This is a genomic window from Alloscardovia theropitheci, assembly GCF_004332295.1.
GTDB classification, from domain to species: Bacteria; Actinomycetota; Actinomycetes; order Actinomycetales; family Bifidobacteriaceae; genus Alloscardovia; species Alloscardovia theropitheci.
The window spans coordinates 42,636-69,035 of record NZ_RXLP01000023.1 but is presented as its reverse complement, the minus strand read 5'-3'; the positions used below and the strand labels follow the sequence as shown (position 1 = coordinate 69,035).

19 protein-coding genes and 1 tRNA gene are annotated in these 26,400 nt (G+C 43.4%); 12 read left to right on the top strand and 8 right to left on the bottom strand.

Going from position 1 to position 26,400, the window contains the following annotated elements:
- Window positions 1-36: 36 nt before the first annotated feature.
- The 3 genes from EJ419_RS05890 to EJ419_RS05880 all read right to left on the bottom strand — a co-directional run bounded on the left by EJ419_RS05890 (window position 37) and on the right by EJ419_RS05880 (window position 4,236).
- Window positions 37-1,362, bottom strand: a complete 1,326-nt coding sequence (locus EJ419_RS05890; protein ID WP_420836912.1) for a GmrSD restriction endonuclease domain-containing protein — start codon at window positions 1,360-1,362, stop codon at window positions 37-39.
- A 170-nt stretch (window positions 1,363-1,532) separates the two neighbouring features.
- On the bottom strand, window positions 1,533-2,762 hold the full coding sequence (locus EJ419_RS05885) for an ROK family protein (protein WP_131284581.1): 1,230 nt from the start codon (window positions 2,760-2,762) through the stop codon (window positions 1,533-1,535).
- 1 nt (window position 2,763) lies between these two features.
- On the bottom strand, window positions 2,764-4,236 hold the full coding sequence (locus EJ419_RS05880; protein ID WP_131284579.1) for a right-handed parallel beta-helix repeat-containing protein: 1,473 nt from the start codon (window positions 4,234-4,236) through the stop codon (window positions 2,764-2,766).
- A 305-nt stretch (window positions 4,237-4,541) separates the two neighbouring features.
- Here EJ419_RS05880 and EJ419_RS05875 point away from each other — a divergent pair, with 305 nt between their 5' ends.
- The 6 genes from EJ419_RS05875 to EJ419_RS05850 all read left to right on the top strand — a co-directional run bounded on the left by EJ419_RS05875 (window position 4,542) and on the right by EJ419_RS05850 (window position 13,422).
- A complete protein-coding gene (locus tag EJ419_RS05875) occupies window positions 4,542-5,855 on the top strand; it encodes an ABC transporter substrate-binding protein (RefSeq protein ID WP_131284577.1) in 1,314 nt (437 codons plus the stop codon).
- A gap of 502 nt (window positions 5,856-6,357) precedes the next feature.
- Entirely contained in the window at window positions 6,358-7,221 is an 864-nt protein-coding gene (locus tag EJ419_RS05870; RefSeq protein WP_240680360.1) for a carbohydrate ABC transporter permease, read from the top strand.
- The gene (locus EJ419_RS05865) at window positions 7,221-8,189 is read left to right on the top strand and encodes a carbohydrate ABC transporter permease (RefSeq protein ID WP_131284574.1); all 969 of its coding nucleotides are present in this window, start codon (window positions 7,221-7,223) and stop codon (window positions 8,187-8,189) included. The genes EJ419_RS05870 and EJ419_RS05865 overlap by 1 nt, the downstream gene beginning before the upstream one ends.
- A gap of 93 nt (window positions 8,190-8,282) precedes the next feature.
- Complete coding sequence (gene gnpA / locus EJ419_RS05860; protein WP_131284572.1) at window positions 8,283-10,454, top strand: 1,3-beta-galactosyl-N-acetylhexosamine phosphorylase; 2,172 nt, start codon at window positions 8,283-8,285, stop codon at window positions 10,452-10,454.
- Window positions 10,455-10,655: 201 nt separating this feature from the next.
- Window positions 10,656-11,756, top strand: coding sequence for a phosphotransferase enzyme family protein (locus EJ419_RS05855; protein ID WP_131284570.1), 1,101 nt, complete (start codon window positions 10,656-10,658; stop codon window positions 11,754-11,756).
- Window positions 11,757-11,847: 91 nt separating this feature from the next.
- Entirely contained in the window at window positions 11,848-13,422 is a 1,575-nt protein-coding gene (locus EJ419_RS05850; protein ID WP_131284567.1) for a galactose-1-phosphate uridylyltransferase, read from the top strand.
- 166 nt (window positions 13,423-13,588) lie between these two features.
- Here EJ419_RS05850 and dtd read toward each other — a convergent pair whose 3' ends face one another.
- On the bottom strand, window positions 13,589-14,098 hold the full coding sequence (dtd, locus tag EJ419_RS05845) for a D-aminoacyl-tRNA deacylase (RefSeq protein WP_131284699.1): 510 nt from the start codon (window positions 14,096-14,098) through the stop codon (window positions 13,589-13,591).
- A 133-nt stretch (window positions 14,099-14,231) separates the two neighbouring features.
- Here dtd and EJ419_RS05840 point away from each other — a divergent pair, with 133 nt between their 5' ends.
- Window positions 14,232-15,104, top strand: a complete 873-nt coding sequence (locus EJ419_RS05840; RefSeq protein ID WP_131284565.1) for a potassium channel family protein — start codon at window positions 14,232-14,234, stop codon at window positions 15,102-15,104.
- Between the two features lie 113 nt (window positions 15,105-15,217).
- Here the strand turns inward: EJ419_RS05840 and EJ419_RS05835 are convergent, their stop codons facing one another.
- On the bottom strand, window positions 15,218-16,060 hold the full coding sequence (locus EJ419_RS05835) for a DUF6892 domain-containing protein (protein ID WP_131284563.1): 843 nt from the start codon (window positions 16,058-16,060) through the stop codon (window positions 15,218-15,220).
- A gap of 205 nt (window positions 16,061-16,265) precedes the next feature.
- Here EJ419_RS05835 and EJ419_RS05830 point away from each other — a divergent pair, with 205 nt between their 5' ends.
- Window positions 16,266-16,895, top strand: coding sequence for a DUF1054 family protein (locus EJ419_RS05830; protein ID WP_165496255.1), 630 nt, complete (start codon window positions 16,266-16,268; stop codon window positions 16,893-16,895).
- 19 nt (window positions 16,896-16,914) lie between these two features.
- On the opposite strand, the gene EJ419_RS05825 is transcribed toward EJ419_RS05830, so the two are convergent.
- Window positions 16,915-16,990: transfer RNA gene (locus EJ419_RS05825), tRNA-Gly, on the bottom strand.
- A 147-nt stretch (window positions 16,991-17,137) separates the two neighbouring features.
- Here EJ419_RS05825 and EJ419_RS05820 point away from each other — a divergent pair.
- On the top strand, window positions 17,138-18,115 hold the full coding sequence (locus EJ419_RS05820) for a diacylglycerol/lipid kinase family protein (RefSeq protein WP_165496254.1): 978 nt from the start codon (window positions 17,138-17,140) through the stop codon (window positions 18,113-18,115).
- A 143-nt stretch (window positions 18,116-18,258) separates the two neighbouring features.
- Here EJ419_RS05820 and EJ419_RS05815 read toward each other — a convergent pair whose 3' ends face one another.
- A complete protein-coding gene (locus tag EJ419_RS05815; RefSeq protein ID WP_131284557.1) occupies window positions 18,259-19,158 on the bottom strand; it encodes a carbohydrate kinase family protein in 900 nt (299 codons plus the stop codon).
- Window positions 19,159-19,583: 425 nt separating this feature from the next.
- Here EJ419_RS05815 and EJ419_RS05810 point away from each other — a divergent pair, with 425 nt between their 5' ends.
- The 3 genes from EJ419_RS05810 to xylA all read left to right on the top strand — a co-directional run bounded on the left by EJ419_RS05810 (window position 19,584) and on the right by xylA (window position 24,636).
- Window positions 19,584-20,360: an ABC transporter ATP-binding protein gene (locus tag EJ419_RS05810; RefSeq protein WP_131284555.1), complete on the top strand. Its 777-nt coding sequence runs from the start codon at window positions 19,584-19,586 to the stop codon at window positions 20,358-20,360.
- Window positions 20,361-20,406: 46 nt separating this feature from the next.
- Window positions 20,407-23,076 carry an FtsX-like permease family protein gene (locus EJ419_RS05805; RefSeq protein ID WP_131284553.1) on the top strand — a complete coding sequence of 890 codons (2,670 nt, stop codon included), beginning with the start codon at window positions 20,407-20,409 and terminating at the stop codon, window positions 23,074-23,076.
- Window positions 23,077-23,289: 213 nt separating this feature from the next.
- On the top strand, window positions 23,290-24,636 hold the full coding sequence (gene xylA, locus EJ419_RS05800) for a xylose isomerase (RefSeq protein ID WP_131284551.1): 1,347 nt from the start codon (window positions 23,290-23,292) through the stop codon (window positions 24,634-24,636).
- Between the two features lie 183 nt (window positions 24,637-24,819).
- Here xylA and EJ419_RS05795 read toward each other — a convergent pair whose 3' ends face one another.
- Entirely contained in the window at window positions 24,820-26,325 is a 1,506-nt protein-coding gene (locus EJ419_RS05795; protein WP_131284697.1) for a xylulokinase, read from the bottom strand.
- Window positions 26,326-26,400 lie beyond the last annotated feature (75 nt).

Below are 26,400 nucleotides of genomic sequence, written 5' to 3'. Positions count from 1 at the left end.
CGAGAACGAAACTGTTATAATTCCTCACACGAAAAATTATTCACACGCAACACCATCGCGGTCGCGGTCGAGCTTGAGCGAATAACCAGGGTCACCTTGATGCAAAGGTGCTTTGCCCTGTGCACGTACTGCAGCGCAATTAGGATAGTAGACGTAATCTTGTTGCGGCGCAGGTGCTGGTGCTGGAGCAGGAGCAGGTGCAGGCGCTGGCTGTGGTTCAGGTTGAGGCTGAGGATTCTTTTCTGCTTCAACACGTTGCTGTATATCAGCTATCTTCAAGCCATCGTCCGCTGGAATAAGCTGAGTAGGGCAGGAAGAAAGAACTTTTACCATGGCATCATGCTCAGCTTGGGTGACCCAGAGACTGTACTTCGCCTTAACTCCAATTTGACGTGCAACATACTCGCAGCGATATGATTTGCTTGATGGGAGCCACGTGGCTGTGTCACCATCCGACTTTTGCATATTCGCTGAGCCAGATACAGCGAGTAAATTATATGGGTCGTTAGCAAAAATTTCGCGTGTGAGATCATCAAGCTGTTGAGCGCCTTTCTGCCAAGCATCGCTCAAAGCCACAACATGATCAATCTGAACTTCCGAACTGGTATCAGTTCCACGTTTAAACGAAATAGTACGTGCAGTATACGGATCTGATAGCGTACCAGTGAGGACCTTGCAATCATTTGTGTTTGTTTCAAAAGTGGTGTCTTTTAAATCACGTTTTAGGATGTCATTTCTTGTATCGCATCCATTTCTATCCATGTCGCTCCAAGGCTGACCAAATTTATTGCGGTGATATCCGGTTTTCGGTGCACGCCCTTTGATAGACAGCGACGATAGGACGTTGAGAGCTGTGCCAGATTCTTGCGTAGCTTGTTCGACAGCTTGCTTGGTCTTTTCTGCTCGCTCTTCTGCTTCTTTTTCGGCTGCGAGCCGACGTTTTTGCTCTTCTTCCTGCTTGCGCTTTTCATCCTCCTTAGATTTTTTATTATCGGATGCTGTTATAGATGTATTCTGCGGCTTTGAGGGATCTGAATGGTTTGAATAAGCAAAGGCAGAATTCGCGAATGCAATGCATACTATAACAAAAGTAACTATAGCAAGCTTGCCTACTCCTAAACGCATATGAGCTACAGTAATGTATTCAGGCATCGGCTTACCAGTCGCTTTACGATATTCATTTATAATTGCTTGGATTCCGCACAGAGCAAGCGTAACGAAGCCCATTATAATTGCGAATGGGGCAACAACGCCGAAAATGCATAAGAGGAAGCTAATAAGAGCACAGATAAAAATTGCAGTCATAAGACGGCTCGTGCTATGGAATTGTTTAAGTAATGATTGTGACGGTTGGTTGTTCATTTCTTCTCCATTGATTAATTGAACGTAAAACTAGTATAGGTACATACAAAAAGGCAACATGCCTAGCTTTATATGAAATAAATGAAGAAATTTGTATAAATTAAAAAGTGAGTCTTAATTTCGCCATTGAAAACTTAAGACTCACACATTAATTGATGAATACAAAAATCTTACAGCGTGCGTAATACATGCTGCAAGACGCTGATTGTTGCGCCAAGCATAACAATATTCTCGCCAAAATCGCAACGTTTAACTTGCACATGTCGTGGTTGGACAGCAGATTTTGTCTGCTCGTTGATAACCTCGGACACGGATTGAAGCAATGTCTCGTTGACGATATCTGCAGGACCATAAATAGCGATTTCATTGATATCAAGCAAACTGATAGGCATTGAGAGTACTTGACCTAATTTTTTGCCTGCACGAGTAATGATTTCCAACCGACCGTCAAAATTCTGAGGTTCGAGTTGGGCGAATTGTTTATGCAAAGCAGGAACACTCAGTGTCGTTTCGACGCAGCCACGTTTACCGCATATGCATAATTGGCCGTCAGTATCGATGACACAGTGTCCGATTTCTCCGGCGGCATTATTTGTTCCTGAAACGAGAGTTCCATTAATCATGACCGCTGCTCCTACGCCCACAGAAATTTGGATGACGATAAGATTCGCGTCGCCGCTACCAAAGAAACGCTCAGCTAATAATGCACAATTCGCATCATTTTCAACTATGCATGTCATATCGAACTCTTGCTTTATAAACTGTGCGAGTGGGACATTGGACCAATTAAGATTTCTTGAGTCGATAACAGTTCCTTGTTCGTCCACAATTCCCGGAACCGCGATACCAATTCCAATCACATGACCAGGAGCTTGGCTAATTATCCTCTCGCAGATGTTCTTAACGATATCGAGAGTGATATCAGACGGCTGAGAAACAGAAACCTCAATACGCGAAAGAATTTGTCCTGAAAGATTAGTGACAATCGCTTGGATAAGAAATTCCTGAGACAAATCAAGCGCTACGATATTCCAGTAATCGGTATCGATTTCAAGTAAAGTTCCACGTTTGCCACGTTTGCCAGGCACAGCTTCAACGTTATGATCGCTTTCGGTTAGTATATGCTCATCAATCATTGAGGCAACGACATCGGAGACGGAGGCTCGTGATAGTCCAACTCGACGGCTTACTTGAGCACGCGAGAGGCTTTGACGTGGAAAAAGCAAATCGAATACTGCTATACGATTATTGATACGAACATCCGTTGGATCTGCCTTAATGCTGTTTGTACCAAAAGGCGTAGCAAAACCTGCGCTTTCTTCATTAAATAATGAAGAAGTATCAGCTTTCACACTATGATGCATGTTATGTGTGGTTGTGTTCTTCTGTGAGTTCGACATATCAGTCCTCTTCGGGATTATTCGTGAAACCTATATATCGGTTACTGCGCCAGATTACGTGAGAACCTTGTGGGTGCCAGCAGTAGTCAAAAGGTGCACGTGTATTGTTCAGGAAAATATTAGATTCGATAAGAGCTGTGCCATCCGCTCGTTCAGAGCGAAGCGGCTCACAGTCCTTAGCTAGTATAAACACATTATGATGAATATGTGCGTCGGGGTTTCGTGGGATATCAATTGCGCCCATATGATCCAGATAAGCGGTGTTGCAATAGAACTGCGAATTTACCGCTTTTTCATTGCAAAACATGACTGTGCCACCTGAATTTCCAGATGAAAAATTATAGCGATAAATGGTTCCGTCGCCGAAATCAGCATCCCATGCCTGACCGTCACCATTACCATTGTCAGCGTTCATTGTGTCATACGCTTCATTGTATTCAAATAACGCATTCTTGCATCGCCAAGGCCATATGGCAGCTGCGACTTTGTCATAATCCGTAGCTGTGTATATATCATCACTGATGTCTCGAGCTGCGCGCCGAGATATATTATGACGAATAATTGGCTGATAACAGTACATTGTAGTAATCGCATCGCCACCGCAGTCTTCGACAAGGTTGTCTTCTATCACTACGTTCGTGGAACCATATCGAGTAATGGTGTCGTCGCTAATCGTCCCATCGCCGTAGTTAAAGCGATTAAGCCACTGTCCAGATTCATCGCGCTTGCCTTGATCAATGAAATTGAGGTATGCGGTATACCCCACAGCGATTCCCCAACGACGTGTGCGTTGAACAATATTGCGTCGAATATGAATATTGTTAAACCGTGCGATTTTCTGCTCTATTTCCGACGAATGAGTGGGGAAATGAGCTATAGCATAGATACCGCCATTAGCCATATGCTTGTCGTATACATTGCCTTCTACATCATGGATGTGGAGTCCTTCAAGAACGACGTGATTTACAGTTCCTTTATCTTGCGCGATTATGGCTATGCCGGTTCTATCAATGGCGGCAATGTCATTAAAGCCTAAAGAGGTATCACTACGAGTATTTGAAATATCAAGATTGCGAACTTCAACGTAGCTGGCATCGAAAAGAAGTAGAGTAGTAGATACTGATCCCTCCCATCGGTGAGGATGATTGATGCTTCCTCCTATAGGTGCGTGATAATCTTCATGCCATATGCCGCTGCCTTGTGCATCAATATGCGGCAACGGTAAATTCTCATCTCCATATGAATCGATAGTCAAGGGATCTGCTGGTGTTCCGCCATGGTATATATGAAAACTCTGTCCAAGAAAGTTGCTACCGCGTTCTAAACGTATGTGATGGATTGACGATTCGGTATTAGTCGATGATAGGTTATCCATATAAGACGTAAGGTGAGTGAGGGTTTGCCATGGTGTAGCTGGCGATAGTCCGTCGTTAGCGTCGTCGCCGTTGTATGAAGAAATGTAGTAGGTCGTCATTGTCCTAGCTCTCATCCTAATAATTGTGTCGTCCTAATTACTTTATCGTGGTTGTTTTATCTCAAGCGTCTTGCTCGAGTGTCTGGCTTGGTTTGCTTCAGTAGTGTGTCTTCGGTTTTTGTTTATGAGGTAAATTAAAAACGAAAACCTTACAACGCTTATTTTTCATTGAAAACTAGTATATCGCAAAAGAATAAGAAACGCGACATGACGTAAATTGTTTGTGTTGTTGACAAATTATATTTTCGTGTATAATCATAAGTACATTGTCGCGAGGAAGCGACTACATCCCAAGGGAGGGAAAAATGAACACACGGGGTAAGCACCTAGTAACAGGAGTAGCATCGCTCGCAGCGATGGCTCTCGCATTGGCAGGCTGTGGCGCAGGCGGATCAAGCGCAAGCTCCGACAGCTCGAAATCAGGAGAGAAGGTTGAAATTACTTATCTCCATCGATTGCCAGATAAGGAAGGCATGACGTTGGTTGATACCATCGTTAAGAAGTGGAATGATGCCAATCCAAATATTCATGTCACCGCAACCAGGTTCAAGGGTGAAGCATCAAATATGATGAAGAAGCTTGAGGCAGATGTCAAAGCTGGTACCGCTCCAGATTTGGCACAGCTTGGTTACGCAGAACTTCCAGAAGCATATACAAAGGGAATTCTAGAAGATGTGACTTCCGAGGCAGACGCTTACAAGAGCCACTTCTCAAGCAGTGCTTTTGGTCTCATGCAAATTGGTGGAAAGACTTATGGTTTGCCTCAAGATGGTGGACCATTGGTGTATTACTACAATGAGGCAGCATTTAAAGAATTAGGTATCGAAGTTCCGCAGACTCAGGCTGAACTTCTCGAGAGCGCACAAAAAGCAGCAGCTGCAGGAAAGTATATTATGAGCTTCCAAGCAGATGAAGCAGGTAATATGCTCACTGGTCTAGCAGCTGCCTCAAAGCCTTGGTATACAGTCAAGGATGATAAGTGGGTAGTTGATACGAATACCGATGGTTCTAAGGCTGTAGCAGATGTATATCAGCAGATGATTGATGCTAAGAGTGCTTTTGTTAATCCACGCTGGGAGCCAAGCTTTGATGCAGCATTGAAGGATGGTAGCCTCATTGGTACTATTGGTGCAGCATGGGAAGCTCCTCTTATCATGGACTCTGCTGGTGGCGGTGAAAGCACATGGAAAGTCGCTCAGCTCGGTGACTGGTTTGGTAACAACGGAAAGACCGGTCCTGATGGTGGTTCTGGTGTAGCAGCTTTGAAGGGTACGAAGCACAAGGCTGAAGCAATGAAGTTCCTTGACTGGTTTAATACTCAGGTAGAGGATTTGACATCACAAGGTTTGATTGTTTCTGCAACAACGGAAACCGCTAAGACTCCAGAGTCTTGGTCTAAGTTCTATGGTGGACAAGATGTTATGGCTGAGCTAGTCAAGGCTAATAACAATATGGGCGATTTCAGCTTCATCCCAGGCTATTCGGCAGTGGGAGCTGCAATGAAAGAAACGGCTGCAAAGGCAGCAGATGGCTCTGGAAAGGTTGCTGATATCTTCTCAGTTGCACAAACCACTTCTATTGATACGCTCAAGAATTTGAAGCTGGATGTAGCTGAATAATTCAACGTATTAATTAGCAGTAATATCGAAGTATTTATCGCTTATATGGCGCGTAGTTACTAATCAAGAAGCCCATAGGCAAGCATGAGGGTCTATGGGCTTCTTGCACACAGTGGAAAACCGCTAATGAGATAAGTGGAGATAAACTGATGATAAGTAAATCATAACTTCACTGACTACTGCTGTATAGGAAAGACAGAGATAACTTAATAATCCGTTATAATTCCGCTCTTTATATGTATAACGGACCTTTTATTTACTATTACTTGACGCCATGTGGAGGTGCACAGTAGAGCAACAGTATGAATACAGTACACAGTACAATTCAGTACAGTTACTCTGCAGTTATCGTGCACGCTTTACTTCAAAGATGAGGTATGTCATGAACTTACAACGAAAAATTCATGAGCCTGATTCCCATCAGAGTGATTTGAATACACAACAGTTGCCCAAGGCTAAGAACTTATCAGCCAGACGACAGAATTTAACTGGTTGGGCATTTATGCTCCCATTTTCACTCCTTTTCGCAATCGTCTTTTTAATACCTATTGGTTGGGCTATATATACCAGCTTTTTCAGGCAAGTTACAGAAGGCGGCGGTGCATATGGTGGAGGTGAGCTCGTCAATAAATTCGTAGGATTCGATAATTTTATCTACGCCATCACCTCAGATAAATTCTGGGCAGGAATAGCACGAGTTATGGCATACACAGCCATACAAGTACCTGTTATGATAATTTCAGCTCTCGCGCTCGCTATGCTCATCGATTCTTATATTGTTAAGCATGTTACAGGTTTTAGACTGGGGTATTTCTTACCATTTGCTATCCCGGGCGTAGTGGCATCGTTGATTTGGCTCTATCTGTATAACGGGCAAATTTCTCCGATTGTTAAGGGACTAGAGCTTTTAGGTCTTCATCCTAATTTTTATGGAAGCAATATTGTTATTCTTTCCATGGCAAATATAACGACATGGACATACACCGGTTACAATATGCTCATCTTCTTAGCTGCGTTGCAGGCTATACCTCATGATCTGTATGAAGCAGCTCGAATCGATGGGGCAAACGGGTTCCAAGTAGCCATGCAAATTAAACTTCCAAGCGTGCGAGGTGCTGCATTACTGGCGATGCTGTTATCGATCGTCGGAACGATTCAGCTATTTAATGAACCACAAATTATGCAAATCGCAGATCCAGGCATATCCAAGTCATATACGCCAATGATGATGGCGCTTAATACTTCACAGGGAAGCATTACTCCAAGTGGAGATGGGACAGCATCCGCTATTGCTATCGTTATGGCAATTATTGCTGGACTTTTGGCAATGCTCTATATCCTTGCTGAAAGGAAGGTGAATGAGTAATGACTACTCATAATGTTTCAGCTGCAGATAAAAAACTTGCACGACAAAAAGCTCACGATCGCAAGAAAGCAGAACGCATTCGAGAACGGGCTGCACATGATTTACCGAAGTCCATGAGACCGTCAAAGCCTATAGTCGTGTTGACGTGGATTATTCTTGTCTTCGCATTCATCTATTTCTTGTTCCCGATCTATTGGGCTATTATTGCGTCGACGAAAACACCATCTGAGCTTGTCAGCACTAACGGCCTGTGGTTCTCAGTAGGTCCGGGGCAGATTGCACAAGCAGTTGCTAAAAATTATTCGACACTTCTAGGGTGGACTCAAAATCGTTTCTGGCAATGGGTTTTGAATTCACTCATTTATTCAGGAGTTTCAGCAGCTGTTGGAACAATCGTAGCAGTAATGGCGGGGTATGCGACTGCGAAGTTTGATTTCCGAGGTAAGAATCTTGCTATCGCTGTGGTTATGGGGTGCATGCTTATGCCAGCTGCATTGCTAACCATTCCGCAATATTCTATTTTCCATTCTCTTCATCTGACCAACACGATGTTGTCTGTTATCATTCCTTGCTCCGTATCGCCATTTGGTTTCTTCTTAGGGCGAGTCTATGCACAGAATTCGGTACCGAACGAGCTTCTTGAAGCTGCACGAATTGATGGAGCGGGAGAAGCAAGAATTTTCTTCACTATGGTACTGAGATTGTTATCTCCAGCTATGGTCACGATTTTCTTATTCCTCTTTGTAGCAGCGTGGAATAACTTCTTACTTCCATTGATGATGCTCACTGATGAGAGTCTACATCCTGTGACCTTAGGGCTATATGGAATGGCATCATTAGCTACATTCAACGATAAAGGTGCCCTGATGATGGGTGCGTTGTTGGGTGTGCTTCCTCTCATCGTATTATTCCTTGGATTGCAACGTTACTGGCAGTCAGGTCTTTCTGCTGGCTCGGTCAAGGAATAAGGAATAAGAGAACAATCGAGTAGTAATAATATACATACTCACAGTTTTTGAATAGAAGCATTGCATAGTCGCGGTGCTTGATAAAGGAGAGATATGTCTACAACAGGACGGTTCACTATCCCAAGTGAAGAAAATTTTGCACAGGAAACCCAGCGTTTGGCTGAACTGTGGGGAGCAGATGCTGTACGCAATAGCGATGGAACTCATCTTGACGAGAGTGTTCTTTCCCTAGGAAAGAAGATTTATAGTGCTTATTTTCCAACTCGTGCGCACAACGAATGGATTACATTGCATATGGATGAAACTCCTCAGGTGTATTTGCTCAGTAATCGAGTTCTTGCAGTAGGAGAAGACGTAGTGATTAATTTGATGGAAAGCTTCTACGAAGAGCAGCTATCAGTTAATTATGATGCTGATCCTCATCGGTACTGGGAAGTAATTGATAGAACGACTGGAGAAGTCGTTGACCCAATCAATTGGTCAGTAGATAAAGAATCGGGTACTGTAACTATTCATTCTGCCCAACGCATGCACGAGTACACTGTCTCATTCTTGGCATATATCATTTGGGATCCGGTAGAAATGTATAATCATCTCACCAATGATTGGGGTGATAAAGAGCACGAAATTCCATTTGATATCTATCATGAAGCAACTCGTGAGTTTGTATTTGACACATTCCATAAGTGGCTTGAAGACAATCCTCATGTAGATGTGGTACGGTTCACGACTTTCTTCTATCAATTTACTCTGCTCTTCGATAATAAACATCGTGAGAAGGTTGTGGATTGGTTTGGATCGGCATGCACAGTCTCTCCGAAAGCTCTCGATGATTTTGAGAAGCAATACGGATATCGTTTACGTGCTGAGGACTTTATTGATGAAGGCAGCTATAACTCAGCATGGCGAATTCCTAGAAAGCCACAGCGAGACTGGAATGACTTCCTCACCACATTCGTTCGCGCGAATGTGAAGCGTCTTGCTGATGACAGTCATGCTCATGGAAAAGAAGCGATGATGTTCCTTGGCGATCAATGGATCGGTACTGAACCATATAAGGATGGTTTTGACGAACTCGGACTTGATGCCGTGGTCGGTTCCGTGGGAGATGGAACCACGCTACGCATGATTTCTGATATTCCAGGTGTGCGATATACCGAGGGGCGCTTCCTTCCATACTTCTTCCCGGATACATTCTATGAGGGAAATGATCCAAGCATTGAAGGTCTTGATAATTGGAGGAAAGCACGTCGCGCGATTTTGCGTAGTCCAATTTCACGAATGGGATACGGCGGCTATTTGTCTTTAGCTGCTAAATTCCCTAAATTCGTGGATACAGTAACGCATATTGCTGATGAATTTAGAACTATTCATGAATATACCCATGGCGTAGCAGCGGAGCCTGCTTTGACGGTTGCGATAGTCAACTGCTGGGGCAAGATGCGTTCATGGATGGCATATACAGTTGCACATGCCTTGCCAAACAAACAAACTCATTCATACTATGGCATTCTCGAAGCGCTTTCGGGTATGCGCGTGGATGTACGCTTTATCAGTTTCGATGACATTCTTAACAATGGAATTGACGACGATATTGATGTCATCATTACGGGAGGTCCAGTAGATACCGCTTATTCAGGCGGTGATATCTGGGATAATCCGCGATTGAGCGAAATTATTCGTGAATGGGTGTATATGGGTGGTGCGTTCGTTGGTGTCGGTGAGCCATCATCGCGTGATAAGAATGGGCGTTTCTTCCAGCTTGCAGATATTCTAGGCGTTGATGAGGAACGATTCCATACCCTAAGCGTCGATAAATACTTCCCGAAGACCGTTGAATCTCATGAGCATTTCATCACTGCAGATATTCCTCAGGGATGTGAGATTGATTTTGGGGAGCCAATTCTTAATACTTATCCGATTAATGAGGACCTTACTGTGTTGAGTGCGCGTTCAGGAGAAATTCAGCTTGCCGCGAACGAGTATGGTCAAGGTCGTGGTGTTTACTTATCAGGGTTGCCGTACTGTGCGATAAATGCTCGCTTGCTGGAACGCATTCTGTTCTATGCAAGTCATAAAGAGGATAAGTATGAGGCATGGAGTTCGACTAATCCTGAATGTGAAGTAGCGCATTATCCAGCTGAAAAGCTGTTCTGCGTTATTAACAATACGGATGTTGTCCAAACTACTGATGTTAAGCGTGCAGATGGTAAGGTTGAGACGATTGAGCTTGCTCCAAGCTCGCTCGTATGGCGTAAGGAATAATCGCCAGCGCGTAAAACGTGTGCTGCACATATGATTGGTGCTTGTAGTAGAGGGGCTGCAGTACTGGTTGAGAGATCGTGTGTGCAGCCGCCTTCCTTTCTTAGGCACGCAAATTAATGTCAAAACTACACAAATAAAAAACAGCGAGAAACAGCAACGCGACAAAAGCCAAGCTGCTAATACTTCGATGATGAGGTTATCATGTCTGATTACAAAAATTTAACACCGCACATACTTGATCAAGTCGTGCATGAGTTTTCAATTGTTGGTGATGTGAAAAGCATCGAACCATACGGAAGCGGGCACATTAATACAACGTATCTGGTTACTACCGATAGCCGCCGATACGTTTTGCAATGTATGAATACGAGTATCTTCCCTGATACAGATCAACTGATGCGAAATATTGAACTAGTAACAGATTTTCTTTCTCAGCGCGGTCAAGAAACTCTGAGCCTGGTGAGAACGAGAGATGGCCATACGTATCTTGAATACGAGGGTAAACCATTTAGAATGTATGATTTTATAGAAAACTCTATGTCATACAATCTTGTAGAGAATCCTGCTGTTTTTGAATCGGCTGGCCTTGCATTTGGTCAATTCCAAAATGATTTATCGTATTTTGATGCTTCTGAGTTGAGTGAAACAATTAAAGATTTTCATAATACTCCAGTTCGATTTAATCAGCTTCTTGCAGCAGTTGAATCAGATCCCGTTCATAGAGCACAAGCAGTGCGTGAAGAAATCGATTTCTTTAGCCAAAGACGTGATGAGTATAGGGTAGTAGTCGATGAGCTTGAAAGCTTGAGTTTGCCGCTACGAGTGACGCATAATGATACGAAACTCAATAATATTTTGTTTGATGCTGATAGTAACAAGCCGAGAGCAATAATTGACCTTGATACGGTTATGCCAGGATCGATGCTCTATGATTTTGGAGACTCTATTCGATTTGGGGCAGCTACAGCTTTAGAAGATGAAAAGGATTTGTCACTTGTTCATTTTTCGCTTGAACTATTTAGATCTTATGCCAACGGATTCATCGCAGCTCAACGACAAACGATTACCGATCGAGAAGCTCAATTATTAGCTTTTTCAGGACGTCTGATGACCGCTGAATGCGGTATGAGGTTCCTAGCAGATTACATTTCTGGAGACGTATATTTTTCCACGAAATATGATGAGCATAATTTAGTACGTGCACGTACACAAATTAAGCTGATTCAGGAAATGGAAGAAAAATATCGCGAATCCCAAGAAATTATCGACTCGATCATGAATTCATCAGCTTTGACGCACTGAAGGCGTGTATAAGGTTTTGGATTTTGTGCAGGCACGTTGATACGTGTTAGAGGGGCAGAGAGTTACTTTAAAATGCGAGGATACTAACGAAATGAAAGAAATATATGGTGATATAGAACGATTGATTGAATGTGCGATCGACAGGTTAGAGCTTGATCCGCTTGACGTTGATTTCGTTCGAAATAAGATTATCGAGTTGCTTGGGCTGGACTATTTCCCACCAAGCTCAAGCATGCAGTCGGGCATACAGTCGAGCGATACGCTCGACGAAGGCGAGAACGAGCTCATTGAGGATATAATCATCGACTTTGTAGGTCATGCTGTATCGCTGCATCTCATAGAAAGGGAAGACAGTGCTACACTTGTGGATCAGGTGCTCAATATTTTAAGCCCATCACCAGCATTAGTAAATTCGTATTTTGAGCATATCGAGCGAGAAGATTCTCCAGAAGATGCTATGGACTGGCTCTATTGCTTATGCGAAGCTAACGGGAGTGTACACAGCAAGCAACTTGATACGAATCCTCATTTTGCATCACACGGTCTGGTCATTACGATTAATACAGCAAAACCAGAATTCACAACTACGAAGAAAGCTGCGCTTGGCAATAGTACTCATGGCGGATATCCACAATGCGTAATCTGTCATGAAAACGAAGGGCTTGCATCAGCTAATAAACGAACTTTACGCACAGTTGCCGTCGAACTCGGCGGTAAGCAATGGTTTTGGCAATTTTCACCGTACGGTTATTTCTATCAACATGGAATTTGTGTTAATAATACGCATACGCCAATGAAAGTTGATCGCGAAACTATACGCAATATCATTGATTTTGTAGACCGTTTTCCTCATTTCTTCCTAGGGTGCAACGCGGCTCTACCTCGAATTGGTGGATCAATCCTTGCACACGATCATTATCAAGGCGGTGGTCAGTTACTGCCTATGCATACGTGTACAGCATTGAAGAGTTATACTATCACACGTATCAATAATCGTCTCATTGAAACCTATGGGTCTGATGGCTCTATGAAGAATGATCAGCCCCTATTGATTCTAGAAATATTAGACTGGCCTGGAAGTGCTATAAGGCTTATATCGCACTCTCGCTTAGCAATTGAGGAGGTCAGCGAATTAATTCGTTTGGCATGGTCGAACTATGCAAATGACCAATTGCATATTCAACCAGTTGACGATGATGGGAATCAACAGTCGTCTGTCTCACCGAGCGTTATTAAAACATCGCGCGGTTATGAGATGAACTTGATTTTTCGAAATAATGCGATTAGTGAAGAACTTCCAGATGGAATTTTCCATGCTCGTCCGCAATATTTCTCCATTAAACAAGAAGCTATAGGATTGATTGAAGCACAGGGACTATTCATCCTCCCGGGACGTTTAGTTCATCAACTTCGCCAGATTGAAGATGCTCTGCTTAGGGGAGAAGACTTGCCTCAAGAATTAGAACAATTTAGACCTCAGTGGGATGAAATTAATACTATTGTGGAAAATCGTAATAATATACGTACGCGAGAGGCTATTCATCGAGCAATCGAGGATGAGCTTGGAAGTGTATGTTATCGCATTCTCGAAAATACGGCAGTATTTCCTACAAAGGAAAGTTTAGAAGAATTCATTACAGAGATACCAGATTTGGAAATGAAATAGGAGTATCAATTCTTCCTTGGGTGCAAGTAAGGAAAGGCGTTGGCGGGAAAAGCGGATTCTGCCAACGCCTATTTATATTCTTAATGAGCTTGCCGTATGCACAGAAATCAGCGTATGTAAACGAAAAGCGCGCAAAACAAGTATCGCAAGCAGTATCCGAGCTATCTTAGCTTCTGCGCGGCGAATGCATAATTTCGCTGTCAACTATTATGGTTACTGGCCCATCATTAGTTAGTGAAACGTTCATATGCGTTCCAAAAATTCCAGCCTTAACATCTATACCGTATTGTGACCTGAGAACATCATTAAATTTAAGCCACATTGACCGTGCAAAATCAGGAGAGCCCGCGTCGCTAAAGCCAGGTCGATTGCCTGACCGTATATTGGCATATAAAGTAAATTGAGAGACTGAGAGAATAGATCCGTGTACATCGAGAAGACTCAGATTCATTTTGTTATCGGTATCTTCAAAGATGCGCATATGGGCGATTTTCTTTGCTGCCCATGTCACCTCTTTTTCCGTATCTGAGTCGTGGATAGCGACGAGTAGAACGTAACCATGTGATATGCTGCGCTCGCTTACAGGGAGGGTGTTGAATGTCATGCTCTCAGGGATGGTCTCATCTGGCTCGATACTAATGCTTGCTTCACTAACTTTTTGTAAAATTACCCGCATATTCATAGCATATCGTGTTTTAGCAGCGTGTGTTTTAAGCAATTGGAAAGAGTATCTCGAGGATGTCGCTGAAAGGTGCCCCTTAAGCAAGGCGAAATAGGTATTTCAGCATGTTTGGCGTAATATGTTCAGTATGAATCGTCAGAAGTTATGGTTTCTCATAGAGCCTGATGCTGACCAAGATGTGTCAGTGTATGACAAGGTGATGATGGCTATTATCGTTGTTAGCTTGGTTCCTCTTATGATGGGAAGTAATATCCCTGAGTGGGCTCATTGGCTTGATATTGCGGCGACAATTGTATTCTTGCTCGACTATATATTGCACTGGATATGTGCGGATTTTTCAGAACATCCAGAGAACAATCATCGCAGTCGTTTCTGGCGTTTTCTACTTTATCCATTTCGACCAATAGCAATTGTCGATTTACTGTCGATCCTGCCGGGATTCTTCCCTCTCAATCATGGTTTGCGTATTTTCCGACTCGTGCGGTTATTACGAATCGTTCGCGGGCTTATGATTTTTCGAAATATTCGTCGTCGTCGCTCTGTCGATCTTATCGTTACTGCTTTAAAGAAACAGCGAGAATCTTTTACAATTATTTTTTGCATTGCGATTGGATATATTTTTGTATCAGCACTTATCGTTTTTAATGTAGAACCTCAGACTTTCAAGTCATTCTTCGATGCGCTGTACTGGGCAACTGTGTCCCTCACAACTGTAGGATATGGTGATATCTATCCTGTAACTGTGGTGGGGCGTTTATTCACTATGCTTTCGTCCATACTTGGCATCGCTGTTATTGCTCTGCCATCGTCCATTTTGACGGCAGATCTGATGATTATTCTTAATGATAATGATGATGACGAATCCAATGATGTATCGACTCCTACGACTAATTCCGCGCATCAGGCAATGAGTCATATTAACCTAAAAGAAAAAAATAGTACAGAAGAGCAGACTGTTTCAACTGGTTCTGTTGAACACGAAGAACCAAAAAGCGCCTGACTGAGTATGTCGCGGTTTTGGCTATACTCAGTCAGGCGCTTTGCTATCGCGTATGCTCGTTGTTTATAATGGACAGTTTCTTATCTACACGATATAACCATGAGTTTTCACAACTAGAGCAGTTCTACCTCAACATTTACAGTATCAAAGACTTCTTTTACCTTGTCGAAATTACTACTCATTACAGTTGCCTTTTTAAGATTAGGAAATTGCTGTAATTCTGTCAGAGATATCTGATTAAGATCAAAACTGTTATCTTCTCCATCCCACTGCGGAATGATGTTCATATATACATCATTACCACCATCCATATAGAGTGTTTCCACATAAGGAGCAAGCTCTTTTGGGATTTCCATTTCTTTAAAGAAATTCATCGCAGGCTCAATAACGGTATAACTGTCCGTATCGATGTCTTCACCTTTGTATTGCTCTGCGAAATCAAAAATATCGAATTCCGGCTTTAACAAGTGTAAGTCATACATCAACACTTGAATAATAGCTAATTTGAAATTCACATTATCAAAATGGAGAACGGCTTCATTATTTTTCTCGTGAATACTTGCAACAGGTGGATATTGTGTAGCGCTATTTTGCATGCTTGTCACACGCTTAGCTAGCTCAGATTTAAGAGTCCTATTTTTATATATAAAAGCAGCAGTTACAGGAATAATAAAAAGAGGTGAGAAAACAAGAAGTTCTATAAGAGCAACTCCACGATAGCGATTTCTGGTATGTCCCTCTTGCATAATGTTATTAAAGAATTCGGCTAATTTAGACAGCGGTTCTCCGCCAACTATTATGTATAGCACAGCAAGCTCTAAAGCCAATAAACCGAGAATGATAAACACCATTCTCATTGCTACTTTATTGCATATCTGTATTTTTGCTTCCATGCTGATTAATTCAGAATTAGGTATATTGGAAAACCATTTTTGTGCCCGTTCCTTTTTATTCATGATTAGTTTTCTCCTTATAGATTCTCAATTTTCATTAGATATTTGCCATGAAGTCATTTTCGTAAACTGTATACAACGTATACTCATAACATTAGCAAGTGGCTTATAGGAAGAAAAGTCGTATCGCATTTATTCTGGATATACTCCATAGCGTATGTTCGATATCGGAAGTTACTTATACTTGAAGCCGTTTAGACTAAGAGACATGAGTTTTGACGCAGCGGCTTTTAATGTTTTCTCTGTACAAGGTTTAGAGCCTCGTATGCAGGCAATTCGACAGCGTATATGGACTGAGTTTGATGTCTTTAGTGAGCACATAGCTCGGCATGTCCAAAAAGAACTTGATATGCAAGCACCGTTACATATACACGTGGCGAAGCATGCCAGGCGTACTTCGAATGCTCCTGACAGTACTTGGGTGGCAGTAGGTGGAGATAAGCGCGGATATAAGAAGTATCCACATTTTCAAATTGGTATTAATGATGAGTATGTATTTATCGTTCTAGCCTGTATTGATAATCCTCTATACGAAGTAGAGATTGCTCGCGAGTTTACGAATAGAGCAGCGGAACTAGAGAAATTAAGTGATGATTTCATAATTATTCCAGATCATACACGGAAAGAATATGAAAAGTGTAGTGATATCGACTGTGAGCAGTTCTTTAATCGAGTTGCGCATGTAAAACGCGCAGAATTCATGATGGGGCGGTTGCTTTCCCAATCAGTTGCACGGGAAATGAATGATGAGCAGACATCGGCGTGGATGATTCAAACTGTAGATGAATTGCTACCGTGGTACAGAACAGCGATGCGATTTTATGGGGAAGAGAAGTAAAAGAGAAATTTTGAAAAAATGGAGCGGACAACGGGACTCGAACCCGCGGTCTCGACCTTGGCAAGGTCGCGCTTTACCAACTAAGCTATGTCCGCATATTCAATACTGAATACGAATAATTACTATAACGGTATCGTTGTACATGTGCAAGTCTACGTGTCATAAAGCACGTGTCATGTCTGCGCACGATAGTTCGGCTTCCTCGGTAAAATATAAACAGGTTCAAGGCACGAGGAGTGATGATGCGATTCCACTTTATTGTTAATCCACATGGTGGCAGTGGCCGAGCTATAACTGTGTGGCGTGAAGTTGAACGAATCGCTAGACTCAAGAATCTTGACTATTCTGCTCAATTTCCAACGGATGAATACCATGTGCGAGATATTGTGCATGATTTAACGAATCGTAGTGAAAATGATGACGATATTTATCTTGTCGTTGTTGGGGGAGATGGCACACTCAATGTGGCGATAAACGGTATTGTTAATTTTTCCAAAACATTTATAGGCCTTATCCCGGCTGGAAGCGGAAATGATTTTGCCCGTGCTAATAATTTACCGCAAGAATTAGAAACACTTCTAGAGCGCATGATAGACACTAGTCGAATTCGTAATCTCGACCTTGGTGTAGTAACTCTTAATACGTGCTTTGATGATTTAGGGCATCCTTTGGAAATGAGCGCAAAACGGTTATATTTTAATAATGCTGTAGGCGTTGGTTTTGATGCTGATGTATGTGTGCGTATTAGCCATATAAAGCTGAAAAATAAACTTGCCATGCTACATTTATCGAAATTAGCCTATCTGGGTGCTGCTTTACCACTTTTCTTTAAGAAACGTCGTTTTGATATGGAAATGACATATCAAGATGAGAATGGCTCAAATCGACAGCTCTTTAGCGATGTGCTCTTTGCAGCGGTGATGAATCAGCCGTATGAGGGTGGCGGTTTTAAATTTAGCCCAGATGCGATAGCGGATGATGCTCAACTGGATACGTGTGTGGCTGCCGGGATATCGAGTAGTCAGCTTCTCAATCTTATTCCTCGCGCAATGATGGGTAAGCATACGCATTGCAAGGGAATAACAATGTCACAAAGTGATTCATATCGAATCCGCACAAATCACCCTGTATGGGTTCATACTGATGGAGAAGTGGAATATCGCACGAATGATATTTCAGTATCGCTTGTTCCGGGTGCAATCCAATTTCTAGGGTTGTAGATGATTTGATTTACGGATGAATAATTCTAGGGAAAAATTCTCTTGAATAATTCAAGGGAAAAGCGTTTGGCGGATAGAATCACAATAATTCTATCCGCCAAACGCATTCTAGCTCAAACAAGTAGCTTTAGTAAATCGCGCAATTACTTATCGAGCCCTTGCTGCTGTACATAGTTTGGGATTTCAGCTGGATACTCAGGCCAGGCACCTGACTGAGTACATACATAAGCAGCCACATTGCACGCATAAACATGTGCTTCATGGAGTGGAGCGCCCTTCAAAATTTCACTTGTAAATGCTCCAGAGAAGGAATCTCCAGCGCCCACAGTATCAGCTACCTTTACGCGTGGAGTCTTCACACGTGAAACTTCGCCATCACTCTTCATAATAATGGAGAAGCGAGAACCACCGGTCAAAATCATATAATCAAGATCATAATTCTTGATAAACCATGCGCATGCTTCCTCATCTGTTCCTTCAATGTTGAACATTGGGCGCAAAAGTTCAAGCTCATCATCATTAATCTTGAAGATAGTAGCAGCGCGAAGCTGTTCTTCGATAAGTTCCTTAGAGAAGAAATCACCACGAATATTAATATCGTAGTACTTCATAGCTCCTGGCTTAGTGTGCTTCAAGAGCTCAAGAATGGTTTCAGCGCTCTGCTTATCACGGCATGCTAGCGAACCATAGCAAACAGCATCAGCTTCTGCCACAGCTGCAATAAGCTCATCGGTAAGTGCAATATGATCCCATGCGACACCTTGAACGATTTCATATGTAGGGATTCCATTATTAAGAGTTACGCCTACAGTTCCCGTAGGGAATTCATTTCGCTGCAAAATGGCATCAATGCCAGCATTTTTTACAGCAGCTTCAAGCTCATCGCCGAGTGAGTCATTTCCAATAGCGCTAATTGAACGTCCAGTTGCACCATTTTGTGACGCATGATAAGTGAAATTAACTGGTGCGCCGCCAGCGCGCTTACCTTCAGGGAGCATGTCCCAAAGAATCTCGCCGAGGCTGACCACGATTGGTTGTGTCATGGTATTCCTTTCTTCCTGTGTTAGTCTACCGCGAGATTTGGAAATTCGCCAGTCTAACGGGTTCGATATGGGCATAGGTTTTTGATGGTGTATCTATTAAAGTGATAAATAAACAAATCTAAAGTGGCAAATAGAGCAGAATTTGGAAACTCGCTATAAGGCGTGTAAATGACTACTGGAGACTGCAGGTGTCTGCCGGTGGGTGAAGATGATTGCTGGAGACTGCTGATGGGTGAAGACGACTGCTGGAGCCAGCTGATGGGTGAAGATGACCGCTGACGGTTGTTGATGCGTATCAACATGCGTGATCTGAATAAAGTGTGAGTCCTTGTAGGGGTTTCCCCTGATTGTGGTAATGATTTTCGGAGATAAACGCTGGGACTTTGGGGGTGTGTTGGTGCTAGGGATTTGTTTCAATAGTAAGCATGGATACTACACAAACACAGTTCGCTTCTGCACAAGCGGAAAATAATAACAATACAGTCAATGACAACACACCAGTTGTTTCATTGGAAGACGTGTCAAAAATCTATGGTCGTGGCGATACGCGAGTGCGTGCATTGCACGATATTAATCTGGTAATTAATAAGGGACAGTTCACTTCGATTATGGGCCCTTCGGGTTCTGGTAAGTCGACTATGCTCCATGTAATTGCTGGACTAGACACTCCAACTAAGGGGTCTATTAAAATTGACGGTATTGATATCACCGGTTTGAAGGATAAGCAGCTTACTGAGCTACGTCGCTTACGTATCGGTTTTATTTTCCAGTCCTTTAACTTGATTCCAACTCTTAATGTTTTGGATAATATTTTGCTTCCAACCCAGCTGTCCAATACTAAAGTGGATCAGGCATGGCTCAATCGTGTTGTTGATGCTTTGGGCTTGACTGAACGTTTGAAGCATCGCCCTTCCGAACTTTCTGGCGGCCAGCAGCAACGTGTGGCTGTTGCTCGTGCTTTGGTTTCTAGACCATCCATCATTGTGGCTGATGAGCCGACAGGTAATCTGGATTCGAAGACCAGTGACGAAGTTTTGAGCATTCTTCGCCAGGCGGTTGACGAATTTGGCCAGTCTGTCATTATGGTGACGCATAATCCTTCCGTTGCTAGCGTATCCGATCGAGTCATTGTTGTCTCTGACGGAACGGTCAAAGCAGATATGGTAGGAGCGACGCCTGATCAGGTAGTAGCTCTGCTTTAAAAGTACTTCACGAAATAAAGATTTTAGGGTTTAAGGGATTAGAGCAATGGCTTCTCCAATTAATAAACTTATAGGCGCGAATCTGCGCCAGCATGCATCGCGGTATGTGTCCACAGCGATTGCGGTGACGATTGCCTCTACTTTCGTAGTATTGGCATTGACGTTGATGGGCGGAATATCCCAGCAGTACATGTCGGGTCTGGAAGATGGAACGCGTGGTACTGCGGTCATTATTCGAGATGGTCTGGTCGGTGAATATGATTCATCTGCAGATGAAGTTCCTACTCCTGACCCAAGCAAGCATGATACTTATCGTAATGAGGTAATACAGGCTGTTAAAGCACTCCCTGAAGTGGCAGATGTAGTTCCATCTACAGCAACAGTGCAAGATCAGGGTTCTGAAGACTCGCTGGGATACTCATCATCATTATCTATGCAGATTACTAAGGGCGATAATCAAACTTTAAGCTCTCTTGTTTACCCTCAGTCCGCTCCATTGGCTACCCCTCAGTACTCACAAGGTAGTACTCCTCGTGCGAAGAATGAGATCGCTATTAATGCTAATGCTGCTGATAGTCTTGGTGCGCATATCGGTGATACGGTTTCTGTGCGTAGCATGGGAACTGATAAAGGTACAGAATTTAAGGTATCAGGTATTATTGCTACTTCGCGTTTGACTTCAACAGAGTCTCGTGTTGCAGTTGTAACACAAGAGGGAGCTTTGTCAGTTAATCCATATGGTTTGACTTCGAGCTTAAAAGTTATTCCTCGTCAAAGTTCTCTGGAATCTCCTCGTGCTAGTGCTGATTCTCAAAAAGAGTTAACTGACAAGATTAATCAAACCATCTCGTTTATTAATGATGAAGCAAAGGCCTCTGGATATGAGTTCTCTGCATATGCTTCTCAGCGTTTTGTTGATGCTGGGCGTAAGACTGGTCAGACACAGCTTACTACTATGACGGGTGCAACTATGATGTTCCCTTTGATTGCAGCATTCGTTGCTGCAATTATCGTGGGAACGACATTCCAGGTTATCGCTTTACAGCGTCGCCGTGAACTCGCTTTACTTCGTGCAGTAGGTGCTCAGTCTAAGCAAGTTCGCACATTGATTTTCCGTGAGACCTCTCTCGCTGGTATTATCTCAGCGTTTATTGGTTCTGCAATCGGTTCATTGCTTGGTGGTGCATTACTTCTGTATCTCGGTATTGCGGCTACATATCCACTTGCGATGACCATGCTTCCATGGGGTGCAATTCTTGCGACATGGATTGTAGCAAGTTTGATTACTATCGTGGTAGGTGTCACACCAGCTCGTCGTGCGTCGGCGGTGTCTCCATTGGCGGCATTGTCTCCTGTTCAGTCTGTCCAAGAAGAACGCCGAAGCCATCGTATTCGTGTGATTATCGCAATAATTCTTCTTGTGCTTGGTATTGCTGGAATAGCATATGGACTAAGCTTGCCGGCAGAGGAACAAAGTCAGATTTATGTACGCTTTGGACTAGTCTTTGTGAGCACCTTAGTGAGCTGGATCGCAGCAATGATGATCTTCTCTGTTGCATTGCCGCACATTATCTACTATGCAGGTGCGATTATTCGCACGCCTGTAGGACGCTTGGCTCGCGGGAATGTGCTTCGCAATCCAAGCCGAACCGCTTCTACGGGTATAGCAGTTATCATTGGCGTTGTCTTAATGTCAACCATCTCTGTAGGCGTAGCATCAGTACAAGCAACCATTGATAGTCATTTGAGCAAAGTATATCCAATCGATATTGAGGTAACGACTCAAGACGACGCTTTATCGACGAAGCAGGCAAATGCATTGCTTAAGTTTAAGCATGCTGAAAAAGCTCAGGCAGCTTATACTACTAAGGCAATTGTTAATGGTAGTGCTCAAGACATGATTGCAGTTATTGGAGTACCAGATCTTAGTGATGTGGCCCGTTCTAAAGTTAATCCTATTGAGTCGGGGACTGCACATATGTCTTCTGGAACGGATCTGATATCTCAAAAATCCATTAATGTATGCTATCTTCCACAAGATGTTGATCCTACGGCGGTTAATGTTAAGAACCTAACGTGCCAGGACTTGAAGGTGGTTAAAGATGATAGTGTTACCGCAGGAGCTATAGAAGTCAATATTAATGACTTCACAGCAGCAGTACCAGATGCTCGTACAGGAGCAGTCTATATGCGCATCAAGGATGGCACACCATTTGATCAAGTCTTAACCGATTTGCAGAAAATGGGTAGCAATCTCATTATGAACGGCGGATATATCGAACGTAACATCTACATGACTGCGTTGCAGGTTATTGTTACGGTGTTCATGGTTCTCTTGGGAGTTTCGGTAATTATCTCACTCGTAGGTGTTGCGAATACCTTAGGACTGAGCGTGGCAGAACGTACTCAAGAAAATGGTTTGCTCCGTGCTCTTGGTCTTTCACGAGGTCAAATGCGCAGACTGCTCGTCCTTGAATCATTCCTAACGTCAGTAGTATCTACTCTCGTAGGTATCGCACTCGGAATCGTATTTGCGATTATCGGTATGCATACTTTGCCATTAGGAAGCTTAAGTGCTGGTATCCAAATCGCGCTTCCTTACGACCAATTAGGAATGCTTCTTGCTGTCATCGTTCTCGCATCCATGCTCGCAGCATGGCTTCCAGGACGACAAGCATCAAAGGTAAGCCCAGTAGAAGCGCTCGCACACGAGTAGGACTCGAGTAGGGGGTTAAGATTACGCAACTGATTTGCGTATCTGTAAAAAGATATGGGGTCACAATTCATGTGGATTGTGACCCCATAATCGTATATATTGCAGCGAAACGCGGAGTTAGTTAAATGATTTTACAAACTCATAATTATCTGATAGTCTTATTTTCGTTATAAGGTTAAACCTATACACAATTTTCCGGCAAAGGAGCTAAAAATGGGTTTGTGGAACGTTGATAAGATTCCATTTGTAGGCACTGAGAATGTGCAAGAAGGTCTCGGATTTCGTTACTATGACGCTGATCGCGTTGTAGCGGGGAAGAAGATGAAGGATTGGCTTCGTTTCGGCGTTGCTTGGTGGCATACATTCGATCAAGAATTAGTAGATCCATTCGGAACGGGTACGTCACATCGTCCTTGGTATGGTAAGTATTCTGATCCAATGGATGAAGCTCTTGCCAAGGTAGATTATGCCTTCGAGTTCTTCACTACATTAGGTGCTGAGTATTTCTGCTTCCATGATCGCGATATTGCTCCAGAAGGCGATACTCTGCGTGAGACAAATGCTAATCTCGATAAGATCGTAGACAAGATTGAAGAAAATATGAAGTCTACAGGAGTTAAGCTCTTGTGGAATACCTCTTCATTGTTTACAAATCCTCGCTTCGTATCTGGAGCATCTACATCTCCATTCGCTGATATTTATGCATATTCTGCAGGACAGCTCAAGCACTCACTTGAAATTGCTAAGCGACTGGGTGCAGAAAACTACGTATTCTGGGGTGGACGTGAAGGCTACGAAAACCTTTGGAATACACAGATGAAGCGCGAACAAGAGCATATGGCAAAGTTCTTCCATATGTGCCATGACTATGCTCAGGAAATTGGCTTGGATGCACAGTTCCTTATTGAGCCAAAGGCTAAGGAACCAACCATGCATCAGTATGACTTTGATGCAGCTACAGCAATTGCATTCTTGCGTACCTACGACTTGATGGACGTAATGAAGCTTAATCTCGAAGGCAATCACGCAAATCTTGCTGGTCATACCTATCAGCATGAGATTCGTACTGCGCGTGAGGCAGGTGTACTCGGTTCTCTTGATGCAAACCAGGGCGATAAGCTTATCGGCTGGGATATGGATGAGTTCCCTACAGATCTTTACGAGACTACCGCTGTGATGTGGGAGGTGCTCGATGAAGGTCAGATTGGGCCTCATGGTGGATTGAACTTTGATGCTAAGCCTCGTCGTACTTCTTTCAAGGCTGAAGATCTTTTCCGCTCACATATTGCAGGTATGGATTCATTTGCTGCTGGTTTGCTGATTGCAGACAAGATGCATCAGGATAAGTACATTCAGAATCTTCAGGCAGAGCGTTATAGCTCCTATGATTCAGGTATCGGCGAGACGATTGAAAATGGTACTGCAACATTGGCTTCCTTGGAAGAATACGCTTTGGATATTCCACAGGCTCAGCTTATTGCAGCAACTGAATCTGATCATCTCGAATCAGTGAAGGCGACAATCAATAACTACATGATTGAAGCTCTGAAGTCCGAATAATTTCAATCTCTCTCTTTCTCTTTCATAGGTAACCGCAGGGGTCAACGTATATGCGTTGGCCCCTTTGTTATTAAAGGTGTGAGAGAGGGGTTATCGTTTCTTGCTTCATTTTTTACTATTAAAAAGCGTTTCTTAACAAGTGATTTGTTAAGAAACGCTAATTTGTGTATATATGAAGCTTAATTATCCACGATACGCCACGTACTGTTCGTAGACTTCCGGCGTTGGAGCTCCTTTCAATGTATCGTCGATACTGATTTGCCAATCAGGAAGCGAAGCGTTTTCGTTGACTGTACAAGAAAGTGCCCAAGCTGCTTGGCGTGCTGCACCTATAGCTACATATTCGTCTGTGTGAGGAACTATGACGTCGTGTTCCCAGATACCTGGGGCGTATGCACGAGTAGCAGGAGATTTTGCCCCGCCTCCGATAAGTAAGATGCGATTAACTTCAGCTCCCAATGCTTTAACGTATTCTAGGCAGTCGCGTTGTGAGCACAACACTGCTTCTACGAAAGCGCGAGCAAGATTCTCGCGTGTTGTGTTAGACAAAGTAAGTCCATAGAACTGAGCTGTGGTATCTGGGCGATTTGGAGTGCGTTCGCCATCAAAATAAGGGATCAGAGTAATGCCTTGAGCCCCAGGAACAGATTTTTCTGCCAGCTGAGCTATCTCGTCAAAGTTAACTCCTAAAGCATTGCATCCAGCATTGAGGATACGTGATCCATTGATTGTGCAGGCTAGCGGTAACCATTTGCCGGTACAGTCTGCGAATCCCGCGATTGCGCCTGTCAAATCGTATGCAGGTTGTTCACTTACTGCAGCAGCTACGCCCGAAGTTCCAAGGGATACAGAAACATCGCCGCTTCCCATACCAAGTCCTAAAGCAGCCATCGCATTATCACCACCGCCAGCCGCTATTATGCATCCTCCAGCAATATTGATTCCGGCAATACGCGAATCTGCGTAAGCTCCTACTTGGGCTGGTGCAAGTACGCGCGGAAGAGCAACGTTAGTTCGACCTAATGCCAGTTCGAGCAAATCATAACGATATTCATTGGCAACTGAATCGAAATATGCTGTACCCGAAGCATCTGAACGATCGGTAAAGAGAGCGTCCAAATTAGCCTCGCCTTCTTCGACCGGGCCGTTGCCTGCAATTCGCCAGCTGAGCCAATCGTGAGGAAGACAAATAGCGGCTATGCGCTGTGCATTCTCTGGTTCGTTTTCAGCTACCCATGCGACTTTAGTGATTGTCAATGAAGCTACGAGGGAGGAACCGACAGCTTTTACCCATCTCTGAACTCCACGTTCGTGGATGTCTTCTGGCTCATCATTATTGTCATCTGTAAAACGATTATCTTGTCCAAGACGAGTGATCAGTGACTCCGCTTGAACGTTACTACGTGTATCGTTCCACAGTAGGGCATCGCGTATGACGCGTCCCTGCTTATCCAAAAGAACCATACCGTGTTGCTGGCCGCCTACGGATATGGCAGATACATCATCGAGTCCGCCTGCTTGTTTGGTCGCTTCGATGAAAGCATCCCACCAAGCTTGCGGATTGACGCTCGTGCCATCGGGATGTGATGCCTGTCCAAAGCGCACTAATTCACCGGTTTGAGCGTCGGTTACGCGAACCTTACATGATTGAGTTGATGTATCTACACCTGCTACGAGAATTCGTGACATCATGCCTCCTTGCACTGATATTCCAGTATTTTAGTCGAAATAAGACGAAAAAGTTCGTCAAGTCGCTTAACTAAC

What these genes read in the sequence shown, in the direction of transcription:
- EJ419_RS05890 (WP_420836912.1), bottom strand. Translation starts at nt 1,362, where the DNA reads ATGAACAACCAACCGTCACAATCATTACTTAAACAATTCCATAGCACG.
- EJ419_RS05885 (WP_131284581.1), bottom strand. Translation starts at nt 2,762, where the DNA reads ATGTCGAACTCACAGAAGAACACAACCACACATAACATGCATCATAGT.
- EJ419_RS05880 (WP_131284579.1), bottom strand. Translation starts at nt 4,236, where the DNA reads ATGACGACCTACTACATTTCTTCATACAACGGCGACGACGCTAACGAC.
- EJ419_RS05875 (WP_131284577.1), top strand. Translation starts at nt 4,542, where the DNA reads ATGAACACACGGGGTAAGCACCTAGTAACAGGAGTAGCATCGCTCGCA.
- EJ419_RS05870 (WP_240680360.1), top strand. Translation starts at nt 6,358, where the DNA reads ATGCTCCCATTTTCACTCCTTTTCGCAATCGTCTTTTTAATACCTATT.
- EJ419_RS05865 (WP_131284574.1), top strand. Translation starts at nt 7,221, where the DNA reads ATGACTACTCATAATGTTTCAGCTGCAGATAAAAAACTTGCACGACAA.
- gnpA (WP_131284572.1), top strand. Translation starts at nt 8,283, where the DNA reads ATGTCTACAACAGGACGGTTCACTATCCCAAGTGAAGAAAATTTTGCA.
- EJ419_RS05855 (WP_131284570.1), top strand. Translation starts at nt 10,656, where the DNA reads ATGTCTGATTACAAAAATTTAACACCGCACATACTTGATCAAGTCGTG.
- EJ419_RS05850 (WP_131284567.1), top strand. Translation starts at nt 11,848, where the DNA reads ATGAAAGAAATATATGGTGATATAGAACGATTGATTGAATGTGCGATC.
- dtd (WP_131284699.1), bottom strand. Translation starts at nt 14,098, where the DNA reads ATGCGGGTAATTTTACAAAAAGTTAGTGAAGCAAGCATTAGTATCGAG.
- EJ419_RS05840 (WP_131284565.1), top strand. Translation starts at nt 14,232, where the DNA reads ATGAATCGTCAGAAGTTATGGTTTCTCATAGAGCCTGATGCTGACCAA.
- EJ419_RS05835 (WP_131284563.1), bottom strand. Translation starts at nt 16,060, where the DNA reads ATGAATAAAAAGGAACGGGCACAAAAATGGTTTTCCAATATACCTAAT.
- EJ419_RS05830 (WP_165496255.1), top strand. Translation starts at nt 16,266, where the DNA reads ATGAGTTTTGACGCAGCGGCTTTTAATGTTTTCTCTGTACAAGGTTTA.
- EJ419_RS05820 (WP_165496254.1), top strand. Translation starts at nt 17,138, where the DNA reads ATGCGATTCCACTTTATTGTTAATCCACATGGTGGCAGTGGCCGAGCT.
- EJ419_RS05815 (WP_131284557.1), bottom strand. Translation starts at nt 19,158, where the DNA reads ATGACACAACCAATCGTGGTCAGCCTCGGCGAGATTCTTTGGGACATG.
- EJ419_RS05810 (WP_131284555.1), top strand. Translation starts at nt 19,584, where the DNA reads ATGGATACTACACAAACACAGTTCGCTTCTGCACAAGCGGAAAATAAT.
- EJ419_RS05805 (WP_131284553.1), top strand. Translation starts at nt 20,407, where the DNA reads ATGGCTTCTCCAATTAATAAACTTATAGGCGCGAATCTGCGCCAGCAT.
- xylA (WP_131284551.1), top strand. Translation starts at nt 23,290, where the DNA reads ATGGGTTTGTGGAACGTTGATAAGATTCCATTTGTAGGCACTGAGAAT.
- EJ419_RS05795 (WP_131284697.1), bottom strand. Translation starts at nt 26,325, where the DNA reads ATGTCACGAATTCTCGTAGCAGGTGTAGATACATCAACTCAATCATGT.